The 24,217-nt window shown below is 40.0% G+C and carries 16 protein-coding genes and 2 tRNA genes; 5 read left to right on the plus strand and 13 right to left on the minus strand.

Going from position 1 to position 24,217, the window contains the following annotated elements; translation table 11 throughout:
* Positions 1–196: 196 nt before the first annotated feature.
* Genes D7Z94_RS14715 through D7Z94_RS14725 form a run of 3 tightly spaced genes read left to right on the plus strand, consistent with a single transcriptional unit; the run spans position 197 to position 7,243 of the window.
* Complete coding sequence (locus tag D7Z94_RS14715) at positions 197–4,294, plus strand: Ig-like domain-containing protein (RefSeq protein ID WP_120712366.1); 4,098 nt, start codon at positions 197–199, stop codon at positions 4,292–4,294.
* A 7-nt stretch (positions 4,295–4,301) separates the two neighbouring features.
* Positions 4,302–5,297 carry a PorP/SprF family type IX secretion system membrane protein gene (locus tag D7Z94_RS14720; protein ID WP_120713141.1) on the plus strand — a complete coding sequence of 332 codons (996 nt, stop codon included), beginning with the start codon at positions 4,302–4,304 and terminating at the stop codon, positions 5,295–5,297.
* A gap of 11 nt (positions 5,298–5,308) precedes the next feature.
* Entirely contained in the window at positions 5,309–7,243 is a 1,935-nt protein-coding gene (locus D7Z94_RS14725; RefSeq protein WP_120712367.1) for an OmpA family protein, read from the plus strand.
* A gap of 53 nt (positions 7,244–7,296) precedes the next feature.
* Here D7Z94_RS14725 and D7Z94_RS14730 read toward each other — a convergent pair whose 3' ends face one another.
* The 11 genes from D7Z94_RS14730 to D7Z94_RS14785 all read right to left on the minus strand — a co-directional run bounded on the left by D7Z94_RS14730 (position 7,297) and on the right by D7Z94_RS14785 (position 19,977).
* Positions 7,297–8,550, minus strand: coding sequence for an NRAMP family divalent metal transporter (locus D7Z94_RS14730; RefSeq protein ID WP_120712368.1), 1,254 nt, complete (start codon positions 8,548–8,550; stop codon positions 7,297–7,299).
* Positions 8,551–8,607: 57 nt separating this feature from the next.
* The gene (locus tag D7Z94_RS14735) at positions 8,608–9,243 is read right to left on the minus strand and encodes a SanA/YdcF family protein (protein ID WP_120712369.1); all 636 of its coding nucleotides are present in this window, start codon (positions 9,241–9,243) and stop codon (positions 8,608–8,610) included.
* A gap of 217 nt (positions 9,244–9,460) precedes the next feature.
* On the minus strand, positions 9,461–10,039 hold the full coding sequence (locus D7Z94_RS14745; RefSeq protein ID WP_120712371.1) for a precorrin-2 dehydrogenase/sirohydrochlorin ferrochelatase family protein: 579 nt from the start codon (positions 10,037–10,039) through the stop codon (positions 9,461–9,463).
* Positions 10,040–10,096: 57 nt separating this feature from the next.
* Positions 10,097–10,687, minus strand: coding sequence for a DUF4202 domain-containing protein (locus D7Z94_RS14750; protein WP_120713142.1), 591 nt, complete (start codon positions 10,685–10,687; stop codon positions 10,097–10,099).
* A gap of 92 nt (positions 10,688–10,779) precedes the next feature.
* On the minus strand, positions 10,780–11,475 hold the full coding sequence (locus D7Z94_RS14755; protein ID WP_120712372.1) for a LytR/AlgR family response regulator transcription factor: 696 nt from the start codon (positions 11,473–11,475) through the stop codon (positions 10,780–10,782).
* Positions 11,472–12,497, minus strand: coding sequence for a sensor histidine kinase (locus D7Z94_RS14760; RefSeq protein ID WP_120712373.1), 1,026 nt, complete (start codon positions 12,495–12,497; stop codon positions 11,472–11,474). The genes D7Z94_RS14755 and D7Z94_RS14760 overlap by 4 nt, the downstream gene beginning before the upstream one ends.
* 160 nt (positions 12,498–12,657) lie before the next feature.
* Complete coding sequence (locus tag D7Z94_RS14765) at positions 12,658–15,069, minus strand: outer membrane beta-barrel family protein (RefSeq protein ID WP_120712374.1); 2,412 nt, start codon at positions 15,067–15,069, stop codon at positions 12,658–12,660.
* 1,414 nt (positions 15,070–16,483) lie between these two features.
* Complete coding sequence (locus D7Z94_RS14770) at positions 16,484–17,377, minus strand: sugar phosphate isomerase/epimerase family protein (protein ID WP_120712375.1); 894 nt, start codon at positions 17,375–17,377, stop codon at positions 16,484–16,486.
* A 74-nt stretch (positions 17,378–17,451) separates the two neighbouring features.
* Positions 17,452–18,231 carry an SDR family NAD(P)-dependent oxidoreductase gene (locus tag D7Z94_RS14775; protein WP_120712376.1) on the minus strand — a complete coding sequence of 260 codons (780 nt, stop codon included), beginning with the start codon at positions 18,229–18,231 and terminating at the stop codon, positions 17,452–17,454.
* Positions 18,232–18,234: 3 nt separating this feature from the next.
* The gene (locus tag D7Z94_RS14780; protein ID WP_120712377.1) at positions 18,235–19,263 is read right to left on the minus strand and encodes a zinc-binding dehydrogenase; all 1,029 of its coding nucleotides are present in this window, start codon (positions 19,261–19,263) and stop codon (positions 18,235–18,237) included.
* A 15-nt stretch (positions 19,264–19,278) separates the two neighbouring features.
* A complete protein-coding gene (locus D7Z94_RS14785) occupies positions 19,279–19,977 on the minus strand; it encodes an orotidine 5'-phosphate decarboxylase / HUMPS family protein (protein WP_120712378.1) in 699 nt (232 codons plus the stop codon).
* A gap of 204 nt (positions 19,978–20,181) precedes the next feature.
* Between D7Z94_RS14785 and D7Z94_RS14790 the strand changes: the two genes are divergently transcribed.
* Positions 20,182–21,018, plus strand: a complete 837-nt coding sequence (locus D7Z94_RS14790) for a DNA adenine methylase (protein WP_120713143.1) — start codon at positions 20,182–20,184, stop codon at positions 21,016–21,018.
* Positions 21,019–21,022: 4 nt separating this feature from the next.
* Positions 21,023–23,371, plus strand: coding sequence for a DGQHR domain-containing protein (locus D7Z94_RS14795; RefSeq protein WP_120712379.1), 2,349 nt, complete (start codon positions 21,023–21,025; stop codon positions 23,369–23,371).
* Positions 23,372–23,763: 392 nt separating this feature from the next.
* On the opposite strand, the gene D7Z94_RS14800 is transcribed toward D7Z94_RS14795, so the two are convergent.
* Both D7Z94_RS14800 and D7Z94_RS14805 read right to left on the minus strand, forming a co-directional pair.
* Positions 23,764–23,848 (minus strand) — tRNA-Leu (locus D7Z94_RS14800).
* A 73-nt stretch (positions 23,849–23,921) separates the two neighbouring features.
* Positions 23,922–23,994: transfer RNA gene (locus D7Z94_RS14805), tRNA-Gly, on the minus strand.
* Positions 23,995–24,217: the final 223 nt, after the last annotated feature.

The following is a 24,217-nucleotide window of genomic DNA, read 5'->3' on the forward strand; positions in this document are numbered from 1 at the left end:
TATTTAATCCTTTAATTTAAGGACTGGGCTATTTTTTTTAGTAATATTGAATCCATTTTCGGATAACCCACCAACCCCACTTGATTTTGAATTCCAAGAATTCAAAAAGATTATATGCCGATGTGTTATATGAACAATTGCTTTGTCGGCAAATTGCACCTGTCCCCCCTTTTAGGAGGGTGTAAAAGAATAAGAAGTGAAAAAGAAAAAAGATATGGACGCCCCATCCAAAAGAACCATAGCCTTAACAAAGTTTTTTTGTTGGTTATTCTTCCTGTCTGTGAGCGTTTTTGTACGGGCACAGGATATTTCGATTGCTGCAATTGGCGATGCTAATGAAGATGGAAGTGCTCTGGCCATATTCAGGGTCACTAGGACCGCGGTACTCAATGCCCCGGATATTAACGTAACCTTTTCCGTTGGTGATGTTGGCGATACTGCTACATCCGGTGTTGACTATACACCTCCGGCATCAAATACTGTTACCTTACCTGCAAGTGTCTTTTCATCAACTTTTGTGGATATTCAAATTGCCAGAAGGATTGATGCTTTGATAGAAGGAAACGAGACCCTAACAGTAATATTGACTGGTACCGATGGGGGAACCATAAACGTTTTGGCGGATAGGGCCACAGCGGAGATTATCGATGATGATCAAGGTTTGGTTGGCATTTCGGTCTCTGACGGGGATGCCTCGGAACCCTCCAATGACGGGGAATATACCATTACTTTAGGCGGTGTCAACGGCACAGGTGGGGCAATCACCATATTTTTTGAGGTAGGGGGTGCAAGTACGGCTACGGAAGGCGTGGATTTTGCTACTTTTCCAGCTTCGATCGATATCATTGATGGACAACAGACCGCTACATTGACTTTGGATGTTTTGGACGATACGGACATCGAACAACCTGAAATTGCGCGTATCCGAATAGATAATACGAGCAATACCACACTTTTTCCGATAGATCTTGCCAATGATCGTGTTGATATTACCATTCAGGACGATGACTGTTTTGCGGGATTTACCGCACCCACCATATTGGGAGGTAATCCGACCGAATTTTGTGATTCCACAGGAGAAAACTTGGATGGTTTTATACAAGGAGGTGCCGGAAGCGCACCCGCAGGAGCTGAATTACGTTGGAGCACGAATCCGAATCCAGCTGGTGGAGGGGATTTATTGGCAGCCAATCCGTCCGTAACGGTTTCAGATACTTATTACGCGGTATACTGGGATGCTGCCAATGTTTGTTTTAGCCCAACATCATCCGTAACGCTTACCTTCGGTACGACTCCTTCGATTACAAATACAACAGAGGATTCCAGATGTGGTACCGGAACACTTACATTGGGTGCTACCGCGAGTGGAGGAACGCTAAGCTGGTTCGCGGCACCAACTGGAGGTTCAAGCATCGGAACTGGTACAAGTTTTGTGACTCCAAGTATAACCACGACTACAACGTATTATGTGGAGGCTTCCATAAATGGATGTACTTCGGCCAGAACAGCGGTAATAGCTACTATAGATCCCATTCCAGTTATTACGAATACTACCCCGGACTCCAGATGCGATCCCGGAACCCTTACCTTAGGAGCCACGGCGGATTCCGGAACACTCAGCTGGTTTGCTACGGATACAGGCGGTACAAGTATAGGAACGGGTACGAGTTTTTCAACTCCAAGCATAACCACTACTACGACCTATTATGTGGAAGCTTCTTTAAATGGTTGTACTTCTGCAAGAAGTGCCGTGATAGCCACGGTTAGTCAGCAGCCATCAGCAGGGAACACAACCAATGCGAACGCTTGTACTGATGATAATTTTGGGGAGACCGAAATAGACTTGGACGATTTGATAGAAAATGAAGATTCAGGGGATTGGTCACAGACGAGTGGAACTTCTGTGGGTAATATACCAAATAATAATCAGATAGATTTTGAAGGCTTGCCTTTGGGCATCTATATATTTACTTATACCACTGATGGTGCTGTAGCCCCATGTACCAATGAGTCCGTTGATGTGACCATTACCGTTATAGATTGTGATCCTTGTACTGCGGGAAACTTGGCACCGACTCTAAATCCTAGTGCCCCGGATACGGATTATTGCGGGGATAGTATTGTATTGGATTTGGATGATTTTGTTACGGGTAGCGGACCTTCGGGGACCGAATTACGATGGAGCACGGTTTCCGATACCTCGGATGAAGCGGCCCATCTTTTATCGAGCTCTATAAACGTGTCCAACGGGGGTTCTTATTTTGGGTTTTACTGGGATGATGTCAATAGTTGCGCCAGCCCTTTTTTAGAAGTGATATTGGCATTACGGCCCATTCCGATTATTACATCAACAACAGATGGTGAACGTTGTGGTCCGGGACCGGTGGAACTACAAGTTACTGGAAACGTTCCAGGGCAGAGTCAACCACCGACATTTAATTGGTATACAGTACCGACAGGAGGTACAGCCCTTTTTTCGGGATCTACCGTAATGCCGGATTTGAGTATCACCACTACCTATTATGTAGAAGCCACGGCAGATGGTTGTACTTCATCACCGCGACAAGAAGTAATCGCTACCGTTGTACCCGAAGTCTCTCCAGGTACTCCCTCCGATGGATCTTCATGTAATAATGCCGCTTTTGGCAATACTACCCTAGATTTGGCAGATCAATTGACCGGAGCGGATGCCGGGGTATGGGCGGTTACCTCACAACCCGCTGGTGGAACCATTGCAAGCGGAATTAACAATATTGATTTTGAGGGCCAACCCGCTGGCGATTATGTGTTTACTTATACCACTACAGGGGCACAGGCACCTTGTGTCAATGAATCTTCCATAGTAACCATTTCGGTAAGTAGTTGTGACACCGATGAAGACGGTGATGGTTTATTGGGCGGCGAAGAAGCCGCTCTAGGAACGGATCCAAATAATGCGGATACGGATGGGGATGGTATTGACGACGGTGTGGAAGTAGGCGGTGATGTCCAGAATCCATTGGACGAGGATAACGATGGTATTATTGATGCCTTGGACTCCAATGTTCTAGATAGCGATTTGGATGGTATCGTAGATCAATTAGATCCCGCAAATGACAATCCTTGTGTTCCATCGCGACAGAACGGCCAGTGCGATTTTGATATGGATGATATTTCGGACCTGGATGAAGAGGCCAATGGCTCCGATCCCAACGACCCCTGTGATCCCGATCCGGACCACCCCAATTGTAATCCGACCCCTATAGATTTGGAGATAACGAAAGTTGTAGACAATGAAAATGCTGTAATCGGCAGTCAAGTGACCTTTACTGTTACGGTGACCAATTTATCCGATCGGGATGCCAGTGGTATATTGATTGGAGACCTTTTGGAAACCGGCTTCGAGCTTGTTTCCGATGAACCTTCTTCAGGTATGTATGATGAAAATACCGGAGAATGGACCATCGCGGCACTGGCGGCGTCCGAACAGGCCACCCTTACCATCATTGCCAATGTTTTGGAAGGAGGGCCCTATACCAATACCGCGGAACTTTTGGATTCCTTTCCTCTGGATGAGACCGTAGCCAATAATAGCGCTACCGTTACCCTGAATATTGACCTTCCTGAAGGGATAGATCTGGTCATTCAAAAATTAGCAAGAATTGGAAACGGCTCAAACTCGGCTAATATATATCCCCTAGTTGGGCAAGAAATAACATTCGTATTAATCGTAACGAATGAGTCTACGGAGGGCGATGCGATTACCAATATAGTTGTGGAGGACATTTTGCCTTCCGGTCCTGACGGCCGGATTACCAACGTTACCTCCAATTCAGAGGATTATGATATAAACATGGGTTTATGGGAAATTGCCAGTTTGTCCAGGGGTCAGGAAGCCACCCTGGAGATTACAGGAACCGTACTTCCCGTTGAAGGTACTTTTGCGAATACGGCAACTATTTTACGGTCTTCCCCGGCGGATGGTAACCCGGGCAATAATCAGGCCACAGCAACGGTTACGGTAAGCTTACCGACCGAAGCTGATCCAGGGTTTGTGTTCAACCAGTTTTCGCCCAATGGGGACGGCACCAATGATTTCTTGAAAATCAGGGATGTCGGAACCTTTACCAATACTTCTTTGGAGATATTTAATCGTTACGGCAATCAAGTGTTTGCGACAAGTAATATGCAGGATGACAATGTCTGGGACGGCACATGGAAGAATGAGCAAGCACCGGATGGTACGTATTTTTATATATTAGATCTTGGGGACGGTTCCCAACCAAGAAAAGGCTGGATTCAGCTTATTAGATAACGTTTCAATGGCATATAGCACAGGTATATCAACACCACACAAATACATTTATTTTTTACTTGCACTTGTCGCCCTATGCAATACGTATGAGGGTCAAGCCCAGAAGGAACCCCAGTATACACAATATATGTACAATATTGGCAGCTTTAACCCCGCATATGTGGGCACCGTGGAAAATCCGGAGATTATTGGATTGTATCGTGCTCAGTGGTTGGACATTCCCGGGTCGCCAAGAACTATTCGGTTCGGGGTAAATTTTCCATTTGAAAACAAGAAACACGGTCTTGGGTTTAATGTAGTTAACGATCAACTCGGGCCCGTAACCCAAACCTATGTAGATTTGTCCTACTCGTACCAATTTAATGTTACGTATAATACCATGTTATCTTTTGGAATGGATGTTGGGGGTGGTTTTCTGGATGTTGATTTCTCTAAAGGAACATTTGAAAACCCGGGAGAACCAATATTGAATCGTAGCCCCCTCAACAATTTTTACCCTACCATAGGAGCTGGATTGTTTTTGTACAGTGAGGATGTTTGGTATTTTGGACTTTCCATACCTAATTTTCTAACTGATGGGATTTATAATGAGGACGTCGCCGCTATTGTGGAGGACAACATACATTTGAATGTTATTGGTGGATATGTCTTTGACCTATCCGAAACCTTAAAGTTTAAACCGGCTTTTTTACTCAATTATGTCAACGGAGCGCCTTTGAACACCAACATTTCGGCAAATTTTTTAATTAACGATAGGTTTACGGCGGGAGCTTCCTATCGTATAGATAATGCACTAAGTGGATTGGCCGGGTTCCAGGTTTCAAGTAGCACGTTTATTGGCTATTCGTACGATTATAACACCAATTTACTTGGGGAATTCAATAATGGTTCCCATGAAATTATTCTTAAATTTTATTTGGGTAAGGGCAAAGGGCGTTCAAAAGATGAGAAACCGGATAGTAAAGATCAACCGAAACAAATTGATACACCAAGGTTTTTTTAAATGATATTCCTATGAGAACACGACTTTTATTGTTGGCCTTTTGGGTAGTATCTACCGTTGGCCTGGCTCAGGAAAAAATGACAAAGGCGGACAAGCTGTTCTACAGTTATGCCTATGCGAATGCTATTGAAGCCTATCAAAAACAAATGCGGGATGGAAAATTAATGACCAATTCCCAGTTTTTAAATCTGGCCGATTCCTATTTTCATACCGGAGATTATAAAAATGCCTCCAAACTGTATTTGCAGGTCAATTCCAAGGATACCATAATGTCAGTTCATCAATTTAACAAGATGTTACAGAGTATGGCCAAAAACTCGGAGAAGGACCGACTCAATGCGTTTTTAGACACAAAAAAGGAAAGGCTACCTATAGAGTTACTGGAAAACATGGACTTCAATTCCGAATTGCTCCGGGCTGAATCCGAATCGGATAAGGACTTTCAAATTTTCAATTTGGGTATAAACAGCCCCCAAGCGGATTTCTCACCTTCCTTTTATAAGGATAGATTGCTCTTTAGCAGTTCGCGGTTACAAAAATCAAAAAAGATATATGAACCCTCCGGAGATTCCTTTTTGGATATTTACGTGGGCAGGGTCGGGTCTAACGGGGATGTGCTTAATGCCAATACCTTTACGACAATACCGGACTCCAAATATCACAAGGCTACTCCCTATTATTCAGAAAGTTTGGATCGATTTTTTTACATCCTTTCCAATACGGAGGATGATAGACTTGCTTTTGATGAGAACGGTAAAAATTCACTGGCCTTGGGCATGGTATACCCTAATGGGTTTTTTAGATTCCTTTTAAAGGATTTAAGTACGTCGTTCTACTACCCATTTTTTCAGGATTCGACGAATAGGATTTATTTTGCCGCAAATTTTGAGGATAGTCTTGGAGGTACGGATATATACTATGTAAACACCAATAATGGACAAATTATGTCCGAACCCTTTAATTTGGGGCCTCGTGTCAATACGGCTGGAAATGAAATAGCGCCCTATGTTTTTGAAGGAAGCTTATACTTTTCCTCGGATGTCTTTTATGGCTTGGGCGGAATGGACATCTATAAAAGCAATATTCAGCCAGATGGAATCTTTACAATACCTGTTAATTTAGGAAGTAGCATTAACTCTCCCTCTGATGATTTTGGTTTCATAATTGAAGAAAACGTTTTTGGCGGTTACTCCGGTTATTTTTCATCCAACCGCAAAGGGGGTAAGGGAGGTGATGATATTTATGGATTTAAAATTAATCGTGTTCCGGGATTAAAAACCTTGATTTTACGTGGAAGTGTTGCCGAAATTGGGCAAGGACAGAAAATTGAAAAGGCATCCGTAAAAATTTTGGGCGGAAGTGAAGACTTGATTAAGGAAGTATACACTGATGAAGATGGCATGTTTCAAGTAGAGCTTCCTTGGAGAGATGCCATATATTTGGAAGTTGGCAAAGAGAGATACTCCAAGTTTCGTTACAGGTATGAGGAAAACAAGCTCGAGGAAATTCAAAAAACCCCATTGGATATTGAATTATTGTTTTTGGAAAATATTGTGGAGAAGAAAGAAGGGAAAACCGTTTTAAAATTAAATGATTTTCTTTTTGCCAAGGGCATGAGCGACCTATCCATGGATATGATGGCAGAATTGGATAAGGTTGCTCAAATAGTACAGGAGTTTCCCCGAATGCGATTTCGTATCGAATCCCATACGGATAGTCGTGGAAGTAAATATGCCAATAAAAAGCTATCCACCCAACGCGCGGAGGCAGTCCAAAGCTATCTTCTGCAAAAAGGGGTGCCGGGGGCCAATATTTTATCTGTGGAAGGTTTTGGGGAGGAAAAAATACTCAACAACTGTACGGATGGGGTCTATTGTTTGGATTTTTTACACAATCAAAATTTGCGCACACTGATTGTGATTGAGAACTATTCAGAACTGGAATAAAGGTTCGCAAAACCCTTTCTATTAATATAATTTAAGAATGGGGCCGTATTGTATTAAAAAACAATCATCCAAAAATAGAGGAGAGAAAAAAGGGATAGAAAAACAATTCCCAGATAGGTAAGGATTCGGAGCGCTTTTTTAGGGCGATGAGTTTCAGGGATTTCTTCACTCATAACGTTTTTGAGATTCATATATCCTATAATTGGGGCCACTACGAAGGATACAAAAGTTGCCAAGGCTACCAATTTCCCCATGTTTGCGCTAAAAGTGGCGATTACCACAAAATTGACAGCAGCCAAAACGAGAACGCCCAGTGCGAAATAACCCTTTTTCCCGGTTAATTTAACCTTCGGATTCAATAAGTCTATAATGTCCAAGGCTACACGGGTAACCGCATCATGCGCGGTCATACAGGTGCTGAACATGGTTGCGAAAGCCGAGATAGCAATAAAAATATAAGCCCAAGGTCCAATATGGGTAGTGAACAATTGTACCACTTGATCGGCAAAAGTTATTGCATTTCCGCTAAGTTCGGTTTGGGTCCCGTAAAGCGTCATGCAACCAATCGTCAAGAAAAAGATAGCCAAAATAGCTGTTATCAAATAACCGGTATTGAATTCCTGCAATGATTCCCTTAAAGAGGGTTTCCCATGCCGTCCTTTCCATTTTTCAATACTCCATAGGCTTACCCAACTGGATGCTTCTACGGTGGTCGGCATCCATCCCATTAAGCTTATCAAGAACAGGATTCCGATTTCATTAAAAATTGGAGGTGGGGTAAAATTTTCTACTTCCGTAACTTGTCCCTTAAAAACCACAAGAGCTGTGGTTACGATTAGGGCAACAAATAGAATGGAAACCACAAATTTTAAGGAAACTTCCAAGAACTTATAACGGCCAATAATCAACAAGGAACTTATAAATGCAAATAGTCCCAAAGCCACCATGCCAACCGAAACACCCGAAACCTTGAAAAGATTGATGAAAAGACCTGCGGTCACTGTATATAGGGCAGCCAAGATCGTAAATGTTGTTATTAGCGTAATGAAGGCGTAGAACCATAAATATCCCCTGCCACGGTTCAGATAACCTTCTATCAAGGTTTTATTGGTGACATTGGTATAGCGCACGCCAAACTCAAAAAAAGGATACTTGAACACATTGGCCAATACAATGGGAATAATCATTACCCAACCATATTGGGCCCCTGCTTTGGTGGAAAGTACCAAGTGCGAGGTGCCAATGGCCATACTGGCGAACAAGAGACCCGGCCCAAGGTTTCTCAAAAGCGTCTTGATTTTTGACATAGTTTAGTGGTTAGTTAGGCCTAAAATAAGGTATTTTGGACTAAACCAAGAAATGCACTATTTTATCTCTATGGGATCTCCATAGAATTTGGGTTGGGTATTGAACAAAAGATCAAGAAAGACCTTGACCCGAGCAAAATATTCTCGAAACTGTACCTTAAAACCCTGTTGGCCGGTAATGTCCCTAGCATTATAACCAATAGCTCTAAGCCCTTTTTTTTCTGCTAGAAAAATGGCCCGCTCATTATGAAATTTTTGCGAAATTACCGTTACACTATCCAAGCCGAAAACTACTTTTGCCCGGACCATTGAATCCAAGGTCCGGAAACCGGCATAGTCCAAAAAGATTCTTTCTTTGGGAACACCATGTTTTACAAGGTCCTTTTTTATCGTCGAAGGCTCGTTGTAATAAATGGTAGCATTGTCTCCACTTACAAGTATATAGTCAATTTTACCTGCTTTAAAAAGCCTTACCGTTGCCTCTACCCTAAAGGTATAATACGGATTTGCCTGCCCATTAATCAGTTTTTTAGACGTTCCCAGTACCAATCCTACACGATTTTTAGGAATCTCATCTACATTTGAGAATGTTTTTTCTTCCGCCGATGTATGTATGATAAAGTTGCACAACACAATGAGCAGTAATGGAATTGAAACAAGCAAAATCAAGAACTTAAGGTATTTTCTTTTCATCTTGGGTAAGGGGGAATGGTAGGTAAAGGTAAGGAATTGAAGGAAATTTAGGTATTGAAAAATACGAAAGCCCGATCAAAATATACCCTGAAGTAAGGGTTGGAGTATTGGATTCCTTTTTTCTCAACATGTCCTCTTTTCCAAAAGTAGCTACCTCCAATTTTGTCAATGGATAGCACAAAGGAATGCTCCAGATACCAATTACTATTTTGTACGTTTATTTTTTATTGACCAATCCCTTGGTGAACTCGTTCAAAGTCTCCACTTTTTCCTCAAAATCCCCTTTAATGGTTTTCCGGAACTCGTTTAGGTTTTTGACCAGGTCATCAATATTATCGGGAATAACATCCTCAAAAAACTGACGTAGGCGCTTGGCCGTAGTAGGCGATTTCCCATTGGTGGAAATGGCCACCTTTACATTGCCTTTGGTCACGATACCGCCCATATAAAAATCACAGAACGGAGGGTTATCCGCCACGTTGACCAGGATACTCCGTTTTCTACAATCATGGTAAACCAGCTCGTTTACTGAAATATTGTCCGTGGTGGCTACCACCATGTGCTTGCCTTCCAAGTAGCTGTGGTCATAGGCGGCCTCGACCATTTCCACATCAAATTCCTTGGCCAATGCAATGGTATCCTCCCGGAACATCTTGGAGACCATTTGAACTTGGGCGTTTGGGCTCGACTTTAATAAAAAGGTAAGTTTTTCCAGGGCTACATTGCCCCCTCCCACAATAAGGACATTCAGCTGGGATACCTTTAGGAATATGGGATAGAGTTCATTTCGTTCCATCTAACATTGCTTTTATTGTTTCATCAACATAATTCTCTCCATACCTACTTTTTAAATTCATTTTTCAATGGCTTTGGAAACCAATTCGTACGCCTTTTTTGAAAGCGGTAAGCGTAATGCGGCCTCCTGTCCCTTTTCAGACATTTTCCGCCAGGTTTTTTGAAGGATTTCCAAGCTCTTTTCTTTTGGGTGTTTTTCGGAGAAGGGTTCAAGATAGAACTCCAAGAACACCAAACAGATAACATCTTCCAAGGTTTGGGTATCCTCATTTTTTTTGAGTTGTTTCTTTTCCAATAAAAAGGAAACCTTATCAATACTATCCGCTCCATAGCCCACTCCTTTTAGAATTTCTGAGGCTTTTTGAACGTGAAACTTCTTCAATTCCTGTCGCCATTTTAAATACCCTGTTCGATCCATGGGATAGGAATTCCTAGGGATTTCCCAGCGTCGGATATGCTGGCAACGAGCGGTCAGTTGTAATGCCTCTGAAGAGTTCGGGGCAAAACTGTTCAACTTTTCGGTCATGCGGATGGCATACAGCAATTCCCTCGGATAGGTTTTTCCTATATGCTCTTCTTTATTCGGATCTTCACTGTTAGCCTTATCAAATAGTCGAAAAGCCTTCGATAATTTGTCTGGGTCGGACATATCCATACATTTTGTTCGAAGATACAAAAAGACCGCTCTGGTTGTTTTTTAATGGGCAAGGTAGGCACTTCTTTGAGGAAACTTTTTACGGTTTATATCAGGTTGATTTTTTTTATAAGGGCTTCTTTACTTGTCCTGCCAATAGGTATCCTTTTTTCATTGATGTAAATGGTATTCCCTACTATTTTGTCTATCATTCTCAAATTAATGATGTAGGACTTATGGCATCTAAAAAAGTCGTTTTTTGGGAGTACCTGCTGCCAAAATTTTAAGCTATAGGAAAGTAAGAGCTTTTTCTCCTGCAATATTAGGGTGGTAAAATCCGAATCGGACTTTATGAGAACGATATTTCTTAAGACGACCTTCATAATGTTATGACCATCCTTTACAAAAAGAAATTGTTTGGATTCTAAATTATCCGTAATAGCAGATTCTTTATAAATAACTTTTGAGATTGCCTTAAAAAACCGATTAAACGATATAGGCTTGATCAAATAGTCAATTACATCCAAATCAAATCCCTCAATAGCATATTCACTATAAGCAGAAGTAATTATGACTGAAGTTTTGGGACGGAACGTTCTCAAAAAATCAATTCCGTTCAATTTGGGCAAATTGATATCTAAAAAAACAATATCCACTTGAGTGTTTGACTTAAGAAAATGCACCACATCCAAAGCATTGTTGAAAACTCCCAACAATGACAGATGACTTACATTGGATATATGCCTTTCCAAAACTTTTTGAGCTTGCAATTGATCCTCTATGATTATACAAGTAAAACTCATTGAACAAGATTGATCGTTAATTGAACGGTAAACAAATCCGCTTCACTTCTAATAGTCAAAACATGATTGTTGGGATACAATAGGGAAAGTCGTTGTTTCGTATTGTTCAGACCAATACCATTGGGGGAAATACTGGCATTATTTGCTGAGGACACATAAGAATTAACGCTTTTGAAAATCAAAGTGTTCTCTTTAATCTCAACCTTAAGATCAATACTAATGTTATCTATCTGCGTGTCCATACTATGTTTAAAAGAATTTTCAATAAACGGTAATAGTAATAAGGGAGCAATGGTATATCCCGCTGGGTTTCCCAGGACCTTATACTTTACATTTCCCCTGCCTTCAAGCTGTATTTTTTGAAGCTCCAAATAGTCTTCCAGATACTTCAGTTCCTTACTCAACAAGACGTAATCCTCGGAACTTTCGTATATGACATATCTCATTAAATTGGATAATTTTAAAACACTGCTAGAGGTCCTATGATCATTATGGATAGTAAGCGAATAGATGTTGTTCAAGTTATTGAAAAGAATATGTGGATTGATTTGAGACTTCAAAAATTTCAGTTGACTTTCCGATTTTTCCCGTTCAAGCTGATCGATCAATCGTTGTTTTTTTTGTACTTGGATTATTTGCTTTATTCCAAGGAAAATTAGGGCCGTAGTACCATATGAAAATAGAATAGACAACGGGGGAGCCACAGGATGGGAGGAAACGTCATTATCCAAATAGGGTTCAATGAAAAATTCTTCAATACCTCCAAAAAAAAATGCACCTAATACAAGGGCGGCTATAAAACTTACTGGTCTGCCTTGGGAATAAAGTTTTGGTAATAGGATATAATTAATTGTAAAGAGATACGCTATTTTATTTATTGATATTACAAGCTCGTATAGATGTAAATGATAGTAATTATCCTTTCCAAAAGTCACGAAAAGCAAGAGCATCACCCAAAAAATACCAAGTAAAAAGATATCCTTGGAAAGGAGATTCTCAATTTTTTTCTTAGTGTTTACCATTTATAAAGAATATAATGAAATTGGAAGAAATTATATGCTCTATTATTTGAACAACCTTTTTTTTGCCTTCAACTACTTGGTTAAGGAGGTGAACTGCTTATAGGCCTAAACTACTTTTTCTAAGCGTATAGTTTAGCCCTAGTGATTCCAGGTCTTGGTTTCAGTTCACTCTCCGCCTTTCATCGTCGGCACCGGTTGTTCTATCTCGCGAAGCCTTTAGTTTCTTGTTGCCAAATGTCCTTGAGTAGGTGAGCAAAAAAGTCCTGTTGCTCATATTAAAGGTATTGCTGGTATTAATGTTTTGCTCGGGAATAATTGTATTTCCCGTGAATTCCAAGGAATCCCAAATGTCGTTCACGTTAAATCGTAAGCGGCCTCCGGTATCACCAAAATCTATCTGAAGACCGGCATTCAGAGCATAGGTTCCTTCGGTTTTTGTAGAAGCAAACAGGTTTGGACCATAATAGTTGACACTTAATTCGGAGGTAAGGTTTTTAAGTATCCTAAAAGTTTGGCTACTGAATGCCCTAAATGTATTTTGCTTAAAAAGCAAGTTGAGGTCATCAATACGATTTTCCACTTTTGTATTGATATACACTAGGTTATTTTGTATCTCCCACCAACTGGAAAACCTAAGCGGAAGTCCTAAGGTTAGGGAAAAAACCGTGATTTTATCAATATTTGTAGATTCGAATAGTAAACGGTCCGTATCACCATCAAATCTTGGCTGAAAACCCGAAATCCCTTCCTTTATGATTCCATATTGTAATGTTATCAGGTTTCGTTTATAGTTTAAATCAAACTTGATGGAATTGGAAATGGAAGGTCTAAGCGAGGGATTTCCAGTTATGAAGGAAGTAGGGTCAATGAATATTACAAAGGGAGCGAGATTGTTTATTGTTGGTCTCCGGATTCTTTTGGAATATGCAAAATTATAATTTAGGGAATCGTTTATTTTATGCGAAATAAATGCAGTTGGAAAGAAAGTTCCAAAATTCCTGTCTACTACTGTGCCCTCTGTTTGTGTAGTAACCTCTGTGTCCGTATGTTCATAGCGAAGCCCTGTTTTCAATGAGGTTTTATCACTTAATTGAAAATCAAGGGAAGTGTAGGCGGCAAAAATATTTTCGTTAAGGTTACTTGTATTGGTTAGTGTGGGGTCTTCTTCAAAAACGTCGTCAATGAGATTGGAAGCGGAAACTGTATTATCAAAATCGGAAAACGTGGCCTTTGCTCCAATCTCTATGGCCAATTTCTCAGATAACGTATTGCTAAAGTCCGTTTTTGCTACCACAAAATTAATGGGGGTACTTTTATCGCTTTTGATGAATTCCTCACCTTCAAGTAAACCTTGGGAATCAAAGATTCTGTTTGTGTAATCCGTTGGGTTTTCATTGTTGTAGTATAGGTAATCCAGATCAATGGTCAATACTTTATCTTTATTAAAATTGTGCTTTAAGTTGACATTGCCGCTAAAATGCCGCCACTGGTTTAATTCGGTGTTTATCAATTCGGCACTTGTAGCACTGGGTAAGGCCTTGCTACTGTTGATCGCGTCCATAGTCCATTGGTTATCGTAACCGTTTAAAAGAGCGCCAACTATCGTTTTTGATGATATTTCGTAATCAAATCCTAAACGAAGATTATGATTTCTTCTCACCGGATCTCGTGTAGAAATGGTGTTTAGAGATTCCAATTCATTTTGTTCGTTCAACGAGCTTCTTCGGAATGTTATAATTTGACCCTGCCCATTTCTTAAAAAGGAATATGTACCAAAGAGATTGAACTTTGAAAACCGGTAGTTGAAGCTGATATTGTCCGAGGTAGTTGACCCATTACCATAACCACCTGAAATTGAATAGGATCCATTTAGGCCAATTTCCGGGTTTTCCTTAAGGACTACATTAACAAAACCAGCATTACCTTCGGCGTCAAAATTGGCCGGAGGTGTCGTAATCAATTCTATAGTTTCAATATTGTCCGATCCCATTCCCTCCAACAATTGTATAATGGAGGATTGAGGCATATTACTATTTCTCCCATTGATCAATATGACTACGCCACTTTTGCCTATTAGGGAAATTTCATTATTCTGCCTATTCACGATTACACCTGGGGAACGTTCCAATATTTCCAATGCGGAGCTACCGGAAGATAGGATACTGCTTTCTACATTAATGACCATCCTATCTATTTTTTGTACAAATAGTGGTTTTGTTGATTTCACGACCACCTCATCTAAAGCTAGACCTTCAACAAGTGTAATTGTGGGAACCTCAAAACTTTGGCCATTATCTATTTGGAACACTTCCGAGGCCTTTGATTCAAATCCAACCATACTGGCCGAAATGTAAAAGGAGCCATTTGCTACTTCCTCAAAAATATATCTTCCATCCATATCCGTAATCGAACCTTTTATAAAAGTGGAATCCGGTGCATTGTGTAGTAGAACATTGGCAAAAGCAAGAGATGTCCTATCATCGGATGAAATTTGCCCCGAAATTGAACTTTGACCATTGACTGGAGCTGAGATACATAGTATAAATACAAAAAGTAGAAGGCGCACTATCATAATGAAAGATTAGGTTTTCAATTTCTGAAACACCCCTTTCACCAGGAAAAGTAATCATTGAACAACTTGGTTTGTCATGTCAACGACCTAATAGTATGGGTTTGTTTTGTATTTAAATAGTAGAATTTGTGTTCCGAAAAGCAGTTCGATTTAGTTGAAAAAAACTCAAATGAAAAATAGGGTTGGCTAAGATTCTCTCTTGCGTTTTTCTTTGGTGGAGTTAAACAGGTTCGAAAAATCCCCGGAATTCCTATATATAAAGAAGGGGATACATTGATGAAGTGTACCCCCTTTCCTTTCTATGTTTAGGCAGACCTTTTAGTGAAGACAATAGGTCTGATCTGTTCTACGAATCCGCTTACTGTCTTGTATATTGGCTAGAAAAACAAGCCTTCTGGATTCTGTTACTGATTGATTGATGAATGTTTCCATGATATTGTTCGTTTTTTGATGATATGCCTTCACCTAATTATGATTAACGGTTGAAGTTTCTGTACTGTGCCCATTGTGCCCTTTTGCTACCGCTAAAGGAAGAGAAGTACTGACCTGTTTTTGATTCTGTCGCTGTTTTTGTAAATGATGCTTTCATGATTTTTTTGTTTTTTATGTTGTTGATAGTTGTTTTTTATTGGTATTAACGGTTGAAGTTTCTGTACTGCGCCCATTGTGCCCTTTTGCTACCGCTAAAGGAAGAGAAGTACTGTCCTGTTTTTGATTCTGTCGCTGTTTTTGTAAATGATGCTTTCATGATTTCTAGTTTTTTATGTTGTTGATAGTTATTTTTTTAATTGGTATTAGCGGTTGAAGTTTCTGTACTGCGCCCATTGTGCCCTTTTACTACCGCTAAAGGAAGAGAAGTACTGTCCTGTTTTTGATTCTGTTGCTGTTTTTGTAAATGATGCTTTCATAATTTCTAGTTTTTAATATTTTTTAGTATTGTTTTTTAATTGACTTCTGACTAATAGACGACGCAAAATATTTTTTGTTACAGTACTATGTATAAAAAGGTACTATTTTATGTAAAATTTAACATTTATTTTTGAAATACTAACTTCATATAAAATTTAAACATTTGATAATCAATATATTAAATGAACTTTGTATTTTTTGATATACAGAATAAAGACCACAGCCTTTTGAAAAAGTTACACTATATCTCGATTTTTTTTTGATTTATACCTAATCTTTCATTCAGGGCAGTGTGATGAATGTTAGGCGGAGGTTTCGGGGAATTTTAAAAAATTGATAAGAGAGTAGTCCTTTCATTTTTGAAAATTGAGAGGCTACGCTTCAAGGAAGGTAGGGCACATGCAACTGATATGGGTGAAGTTGCTACCATATACCGCTAAAATTTGATGTCTTTAAATAATCATTCTATGGAAAAGCAATCGACAAAGACGTTTCAATAGGAGCACTAATTAAATTCCGGCCAATACTTTTTTATTTTTTCTCTAAGGAACAAAACACTACGTTCTAACTGATCCATACCATCTACGCCGTCTTCGATGCTGATCCAGCCATCAAACCCTACGCGCTTCAATTCAGTAAAAATGGCATCATAATCATTCAGTCCTTGGCCAATTTCCCCATGGCGCAATCGCTTGGCATAACCTACAGAATCGTTTTCCTCTTTCCTTAGATCTTCCAGGGTTCCTTCGATAAGATAGCGATCGCTGGCATGCATGGTAACCACCCGATCGGATATCCTATATAACAATTCCAAAGGGTCTTCCCCGGCCAGAAATGTATTGCTGGGGTCATAATTTACACCAAAGTAGGGATGATCTATTTTGTCTACTAGGGTACAGAATACGTCCATTTGCTGTGCAAATTCTGGGTATTCCCAAAAATCGTCTTTATAATGATTTTCTAAAATTAAGGTTACGCCCAATTTTTCGGCTTGGGGCAAACAGGTCTCAATGCATTCGGCAGCTAGATCTACTCCATTCTCAATACTTAGTTCGGGCCGTCGTTGACCGGATAAGACCCTGCAATAGGATCCACCCAACGTATGGGTCATTTCTATCCAATTCAATTGCTTTTGAATTTCCTTTTGCCGAAAGGAGGCATCGGGATGCGTAAAATCTGGAGAACAACAGAGCATGGGGATGGTTTTTTTACAATCTTCTACCTGCTTTCGGAATAAGGGCCAGTTGGCCCTATTCTCCATCTCTAAAAACCCGGCATACCATTCTAGGCCATGAACATCAAGATTGTTGGCCAATTGGATCCATTCGGAAACCTTCATGGTTCCATCCTTGCAAAGGGCCTGCATAAATGCTTTTGGAAAAACGGCTAATTTTGGCAAAGTATAAAGTTTTTTGGGTGATTTTAAATTACTGGTTTTCTACTGCCTTTAAACATCTAACCTTCTATGAAGGCCTACCAGGCCTTTGTTATATTTCGACCTATCATGGGGTATTGTTCCAGTTCAATGACCTGAGCGCTAACGGGACCACATTCATCGGAAAGCAAAAAGACGGCTGCAGCTGCTATCTCCTCTGGTTTGAGTAATCTATTTGCGGGTGAAAATAGTTCTGGAAGTTCTTTATGCCAACCCTCTTGCTTTCCCGCCGCTTTTTGATTGGCCAATTCATTTTCTGTCAATACCCACCCTGGATTGATCTGATTTACGCGGACCCCATTTTCCCGGAAAAGGGCATCCCCTAGATTTCGACTCATGGTCATTAGGGCTCCCTTGGAAATACTGTAAGCCAAGAGACTAGGTTCGCCGCTCCACGCATTTATGGAGCCTATGTTCAATACGCAGCCTTTGGTCTTTTCAAGATGGGGTAGGGCCGTCTGTATGATGGCAAAAGGCGCCAAGGTATTAACTGCTAACATACGCTTCAGAAAGTCCATGTCCGTAGTAGCTATATCGGAAGGCTTGATGATGGCGGCATTGTTGACCACGGCATCCACCTTGTCAAAGGTATCGATGGCGACTTTTACAAGTTGTTCGGGAGCCGTTTCATCCGTAACATCCTGGGTATGTACCACTAGGTTTTCAGTACCCAATTCGTTGATTAGCTGTTTGGCCTTTTCTTCCCGCAGACCATTAACCACTAAACGGGCTCCTTCCCTCAGACAAGCGCGGACTATGGCATTTCCAATTCCCGTATAGCCTCCGGTAACTATAATCACTTTGTTTTCTAGTCGCATGGTTTATGAATTCGGTTGCAGAATACTTTTGATTACTTTTCCGGAATGCATGGCGGTAAAAGCGTCATGCCACTGCTCTACGCCCCAAATTCCACCAATAATTGGTTTTACATCAAGGCGACCGGATTGCAGTAAGGATAGTACTTTTTCCCAGATAGGCCAGTTATGGCTAAAACTTCCCTGTAATCGAATATTTTTTTGAACCAAAGGGTCTAATGAAAAGTTAAGAGGTTGTGGTCCCCAACCTACTTTTGTAATCTGGCCGTTGGGGCGAACCAACTGAAGGGCAACCTGCAAGGTTTTACTAACCCCGGCAGCATCTATTACACAGTCAACACCCAACCCATCCTTTTCCTTCGACCACTCCAAAGCATCTCCGGTTATCGTATGACAATTATACCGAAGTGCAGTTTTTAGGCGTTCTTTGTCAGATTCCAGACCTACTACCGCCACTTCGGCCCCACATAAAACGGCCATGGCTGCGCAAAGCATACCTATGGTGCCCGGACCTAAAACAATAACACGATCTCCTGGCCTAATATTCGAATTTACGATAACCGCATTGTAGGCCACGGCACAGGGTTCCGTTAAACATGCATGCTCAAAAGGCAAATCTTTAGGTACGGTATGAAGGCATCTTGCCGGGACACGGACAAATTGTGTCATTGCTCCATTCACCCCGTAACCAAAACCTTTTCTATCCGGATCCAGATTGTAAAGCCCTTGACGGGAGAGGGGGCTGTCCGGATTTATTATTGCCGCAGTCTCGCTGACTACTCTATCTCCTTCCTGCCAATCCTTTACTCGATTTCCCAATTCAACAACATGTCCACCAAATTCATGGCCTAGTACTACCGGGTAGTTTACGGGCCAACTATGATCAGCAGTCCATTGATGTAGATCACTACCACATACCCCAACATGGGACACTTTAAGCAAAACGTCATCTTCCCCAATAGCGGGTTTTGGAATCTCCCTTATCTCAACACTACCTTTTTTAGGTGCAAAATTAACGACTGCGGCAGATTTCATAAATACACAATTTGTTTAGTTGGAAGGTTGTCCATATCCGTGGATTTTTTCACAAATAAGTCTAAGTGAACTTTCAAGATTACCCTCCGCCGTTTTGAAGGCATCGGCATCTATTGTTAATGGAGCTCCAAGAACAACCATGGGCGCACCATATTCCGGGCATTGTATAGCTTGTTCCAAAGAAAGTCCGCCTACAGCTTGCACGGGAACATTTACGGCCTCGACTATCTTTTGCAATTCATCCAAGGGACTCGGCATGGGCAATCCCGCTGCGGCTATCCCTCTTCTTTCATCGTAGCCTATGTGGTGAATGACGTAGTCACAACCAAGCGCTTCCAATTTTTTCGCTCCAGCCACCATATCCGGGCAACCCAAATTGTCGCCCATAACCTTTACGTTAAAGTCCTTACCTGCCTGCACCACTACTTTAATGGTCTCTTCATGTGCCCGTGCCATGACAACAACATGGGTGGCACCAGCTTTTGCCATCATTTCTGTTTCCAGATATCCGCCATCCATGGTTTTCAAATCCGCCACAATAGGAACATCGGGGAAGGCATCCCTTAATTTTTTAACTCCGTGCAAACCCTCTGCTAAAAGTAGAGGGGTACCGGCTTCCAACCAATCCACGCCAGCGCGTAGGGCCATTGCCGCAGTTTCAAGGGCTTCATCAATATGTGTAAGATCTAGGGATATTTGAACGATGGGTTGCATATAAAAAAATTATCCTATAAATATAGAAATTTAAGGGCAAGGATGGTAAGGTAAATTGAATTGTTAAGAAACTATTTATTGGGATAGCCAAAGAAGTTTGGAATTCATATTTCTTTTGATTTGGTTTAATCGCGGCATAAAAGTAAAATAGGTTGCAAGGATTTTCTTGTAGGAATTTTTATATTTTTGATGAATTCAACTGTTATGACCAACTCCTTGATTACAAAGACAAACGATAAACTATCCTGTGAGCCTTTTCTACGTTGGGCTGGTGGAAAAAGGTGGCTCATAAAGGATTTGCACAAATTCCTTCCCGGTGGCGGCTATTCTAAATATCATGAAATCTTTTTAGGTGGAGCAGCCGTTTTTTTCCACCTACGACCAAAAGGTCAATCGTATTTAAATGATTTCAATCCTGACTTGATTAATACATACCAGTGTGTAAAAGATGACGTGATGAAGGTCTTAGAAGAGCTTAAAAAATTAAATAATACTAAGGATGATTATTATAAAATTCGTTCTAAGAAATATAGAAGTGATTACAAGAAAGCAGCAAAGTTCATTTATCTAAATCAAACCTCTTTTAATGGTATTTATAGAGTAAATCTTAACGGAGAATATAATGTTCCGTATGGCTTCAGAACAAAAGATTTTATAGAAGAAGAGAATCTGAAAACCATAAGCAATATTCTTAAGCCGTGCATTTTTAGCCATAATGATTTTGCAGATTGTCTGGATAATATCAAGAAGAATGACTTAGTCTTCTTGGATCCTCCCTATACCGTGGCACACAATAACAACGGCTTCATAAAATACAATCAAAAGCTCTTTTCACTTGAAGACCAATATCGACTTCATAATCTACTTGTTAAAATTAATGAAATAGGTGCTCATTACATACTTACCAACGCAGCACATTATAAAATAAAGGAAATTTTTGGTGATGCAAAGAAAATATATGAGCTGAGTAGGGCATCACTAATTGGAGGTAAAAATGCAAAACGTGGTCAATACAAAGAACTGCTTATAACCAATATTTAATTAAATGGGGTTTTTAAAACAATTTGAAATTGACCAATTCAAAGAAAAAATTGCTACCGATTTATCAACATTGGGCAGACTACATAAAGCAAAAAAAAGCAGATACATCACAAAAAGTGTAGATCATTCGTTGGTGGATGACATGCTAAAAAAGGGGTGGGAAGAATTTGGAAGACCTTTAAAGACCAAGACCAAACTTAGAAAAGAGAAACCCCATGATAAACAATTCGAAGATGATGTCTGGTGTCAGTTTTATGGCCTAGGGTATCGAATGCTCAATTATGACCAAAATTTCATACTTCCTTACGGTAAAACCCCTAAAGACAAAAAACAAATTGACGTGGTTGCTATTGATGAGGAAACTATTTTTCTTATTGAATGCAAGTCCAGTGGGAAACCCAAAAAAGTAAGTTCACTAAAAACAGAATTTGAAGGACTTGAAAAAAGGCTTGATGGTTTTAAAAAGTCGTTGGAACAAGCTTTTGGTAAAGGAAAAAAAATCAAATATATTTTCGCAACACGTAAACTAAGGATTTCCAATGATAGCGTCGAAATTAAAAGACTCCTCAGAACCAATTCGTTTTATTACAACGACAATACTTATGAGTATATCAACAGTCTAATAAAAAGCTATAAAAGTGCTGCAAAATATCAATTGTTCGGGTTGCTATTTAAAAACCAACTTATAAATAATGATAAAGTTGAAGTACCGGCTGTAGAGGGCGACATGGGAGGCAAGAAATATTATATGTTTTCTATTGAACCTTATCTTCTTTTAAAAATGGGTTTCATCCTTCACAGAACAAAGGCAAATGAATCTGAAATGCCCACCTATCAACGTCTTCTTGTACCTAGCAGATTAAAAAAAATTAGCAAATTTATTACTGAAGGAGGATTTTTTCCTAATTCTATTATTTTGAATTTTACACAAAGAAAGCACAAGGTAACTTTTGAAGCTTCTGCTAGGTCGGGCAATTCTAGATCACGTTTTGGGATGCTTAAAATTCCAAACGCCTATGCCTTGGCTTATATCATTGATGGTCAGCATAGAGTATATGGATATGCGGAAACGGAATATAAGGAAAGTAATACCGTGCCTGTGGTTGCTTTTTTAGATTTGACCGCGACAGAACAGTTGGAGATTTTTATGGACATTAATCAAAATCAGAAAGCTGTTAGTCCAAGCTTGAGACTTACCCTTGAAGAAGATTTATATTGGAATGCTGATAGAGTTGACTCTCGATTAAAGGCATTAAGGTCAGGAATAATTAAGGAACTTGCAGAAGATATTAACGGCCCACTCTACAGTCGTATTTCAATTGGAGAGGATGCATCAGAACTTGCATTTAGACCTTTCGCCACTGCTCTGATAAAGTGCGGTCTATTACCAGTAGCGAAAGGGAATAATTATGATTCTAACACCACTGGAGCGAGTTTTTACAATATAAATAAACTTGACCATAACAAAGAAATGTTAGCAACAAAAAAGAAGGTTGTAGACTTCGTCAATTTGTGCTACGGCTATGTGGAAGAAGATTTCCCTGAAATTTATGAGAAATATATAATATCAAATAGGGGTACTTATGCATTTATAAGTTTAATAGGTAGTTTAAACCGGCTTGAGTTTGATTTAGAAAAAATTGATAAAGAATCTAGTCCCGAAATAAGGTTTGAAGCCGTAAAGAAATATTTAACAGCTCTGCTAAATAGATTAAAGGACTTGAAAAAAGAAGAGGAGGAAACGATGCTATCGTCTTATGGTACTGGTGCCGACATTAGGTGGTTTAGGTTTTATCAAAGTTTGGTTAATGCTAAATTCTCTGAATATGAGCCGGCTGAGTTAGTTGATTGGAAAGAAAGGCAAGATGAAGAATTGCAGAATGAGGGAAGAAAATACGGTGTGGAAATTGAAAAAAAAATAAAGAAGTTGGCCCTTTCGAAAATAAAAAGTCTCTTTAATGAAAATTGGGAGTTAGAAATTAATAGTATAAAACGTGAGTGTATTAAGAGGGCAGAGGAAGAGAAGGAGCGCTACTATAAGGAGGGATTGGGAAAGAAAGATGTTCATTGGACAGAAATGTTCAATATCAATGATTACAAAAGCATAATCACGAAATACTGGACCAAAATACCCCAAAATGAAAACGAAAAATCAAACTTTGTGACATTTCAGGATGAATTTTCGATTGATATAGGAGATGGCTTTAATAGCAAATCCGACAGAATTAGGTGGATATCATACTTTAACTCTTATCGTAATCTATGGGCCCACGAAGGAACAAAAGAAAAAAGACTTAATAAAGAAGAAGTAAGTTTTTTACAAAGAGTGCACAGCCATTTCTATTCGACATAATAGTAACAATATGAAGCTAAATAGTACTCAAATCAAATAATTCCCACTATTTTGCCAAACAAAATTTAAAATAACTGAAAATCAATAAATTAACAAGGATAAAGGAGCTCGAAGTGAGTACCGCCATTCGGCGGCAGGAGTCACAAGCCCCTCTTTTATTTCACTACGTTCCATAAAAAAACCCTGACCAAAGTGTCAGGGTTCTCTTGTTGTACTCGAGGCGAGAATTGCTCGGCCTTTCAGGCCTTCGTGAGTCCCAGCTCGAACGTGTTGAAAGTAAAAAATCAATTCAAACGAATTGATTTTATTTCACAAAATTTCGCTCAAGTAAACTTGCCTCATTTTGTTTCATAAAAAAACCAAGGCTTTTGCCTTGGTTTTTTACGTATTCGTACTCGAGGCGGGACTTGAACCCGCACGGCCATAATGGCCATTGGATTTTAAGTCCAACGTGTCTACCAATTCCACCACTCGAGCAGGACTTAAATATAATTTTTTACTTCAATTAAAAAAAAACTCCACCCTTGGTGACTGAGCGGAGTCGAAGTCGAGCGAAAAACGGGATTCGAACCCGCGACCTCCACCTTGGCAAGGTGGCGCTCTACCAACTGAGCTATTTTCGCATATCCAGCAAAATAGCTTGATCGACCGAAAACTTCCAGGAAATTTTGCGCTCTACTCCTGATGGCTATCGGGAAGCTATTTTCGCAGATTATTAAGAACGTAGCACAAAACTATTGTGCATGCCTGTCTACCCTAAGGCAGGTGCAAATTTAAGACAATTCGGTAAAAGGCAAAGAAATTTAATTGAAAAACTTGTTTGGTCTCCTAGACCAGAAAGGTTTG

This window comes from Ulvibacterium marinum (assembly GCF_003626755.1).
Lineage (GTDB): Bacteria > Bacteroidota > Bacteroidia > Flavobacteriales > Flavobacteriaceae > Ulvibacterium > Ulvibacterium marinum.

What these genes read in the sequence shown, in the direction of transcription:
- D7Z94_RS14795 (WP_120712379.1), top strand. Translation starts at nt 21,023, where the DNA reads ATGGGGTTTTTAAAACAATTTGAAATTGACCAATTCAAAGAAAAAATT.
- D7Z94_RS14735 (WP_120712369.1), bottom strand. Translation starts at nt 9,243, where the DNA reads ATGAAAAGAAAATACCTTAAGTTCTTGATTTTGCTTGTTTCAATTCCA.
- D7Z94_RS14745 (WP_120712371.1), bottom strand. Translation starts at nt 10,039, where the DNA reads ATGGAACGAAATGAACTCTATCCCATATTCCTAAAGGTATCCCAGCTG.
- D7Z94_RS14725 (WP_120712367.1), top strand. Translation starts at nt 5,309, where the DNA reads ATGAGAACACGACTTTTATTGTTGGCCTTTTGGGTAGTATCTACCGTT.
- D7Z94_RS14720 (WP_120713141.1), top strand. Translation starts at nt 4,302, where the DNA reads ATGGCATATAGCACAGGTATATCAACACCACACAAATACATTTATTTT.
- D7Z94_RS14730 (WP_120712368.1), bottom strand. Translation starts at nt 8,550, where the DNA reads ATGTCAAAAATCAAGACGCTTTTGAGAAACCTTGGGCCGGGTCTCTTG.
- D7Z94_RS14765 (WP_120712374.1), bottom strand. Translation starts at nt 15,069, where the DNA reads ATGATAGTGCGCCTTCTACTTTTTGTATTTATACTATGTATCTCAGCT.
- D7Z94_RS14785 (WP_120712378.1), bottom strand. Translation starts at nt 19,977, where the DNA reads ATGCAACCCATCGTTCAAATATCCCTAGATCTTACACATATTGATGAA.
- D7Z94_RS14760 (WP_120712373.1), bottom strand. Translation starts at nt 12,497, where the DNA reads ATGGTAAACACTAAGAAAAAAATTGAGAATCTCCTTTCCAAGGATATC.
- D7Z94_RS14750 (WP_120713142.1), bottom strand. Translation starts at nt 10,687, where the DNA reads ATGTCCGACCCAGACAAATTATCGAAGGCTTTTCGACTATTTGATAAG.
- D7Z94_RS14790 (WP_120713143.1), top strand. Translation starts at nt 20,182, where the DNA reads ATGACCAACTCCTTGATTACAAAGACAAACGATAAACTATCCTGTGAG.
- D7Z94_RS14775 (WP_120712376.1), bottom strand. Translation starts at nt 18,231, where the DNA reads ATGCGACTAGAAAACAAAGTGATTATAGTTACCGGAGGCTATACGGGA.
- D7Z94_RS14755 (WP_120712372.1), bottom strand. Translation starts at nt 11,475, where the DNA reads ATGAGTTTTACTTGTATAATCATAGAGGATCAATTGCAAGCTCAAAAA.
- D7Z94_RS14780 (WP_120712377.1), bottom strand. Translation starts at nt 19,263, where the DNA reads ATGAAATCTGCCGCAGTCGTTAATTTTGCACCTAAAAAAGGTAGTGTT.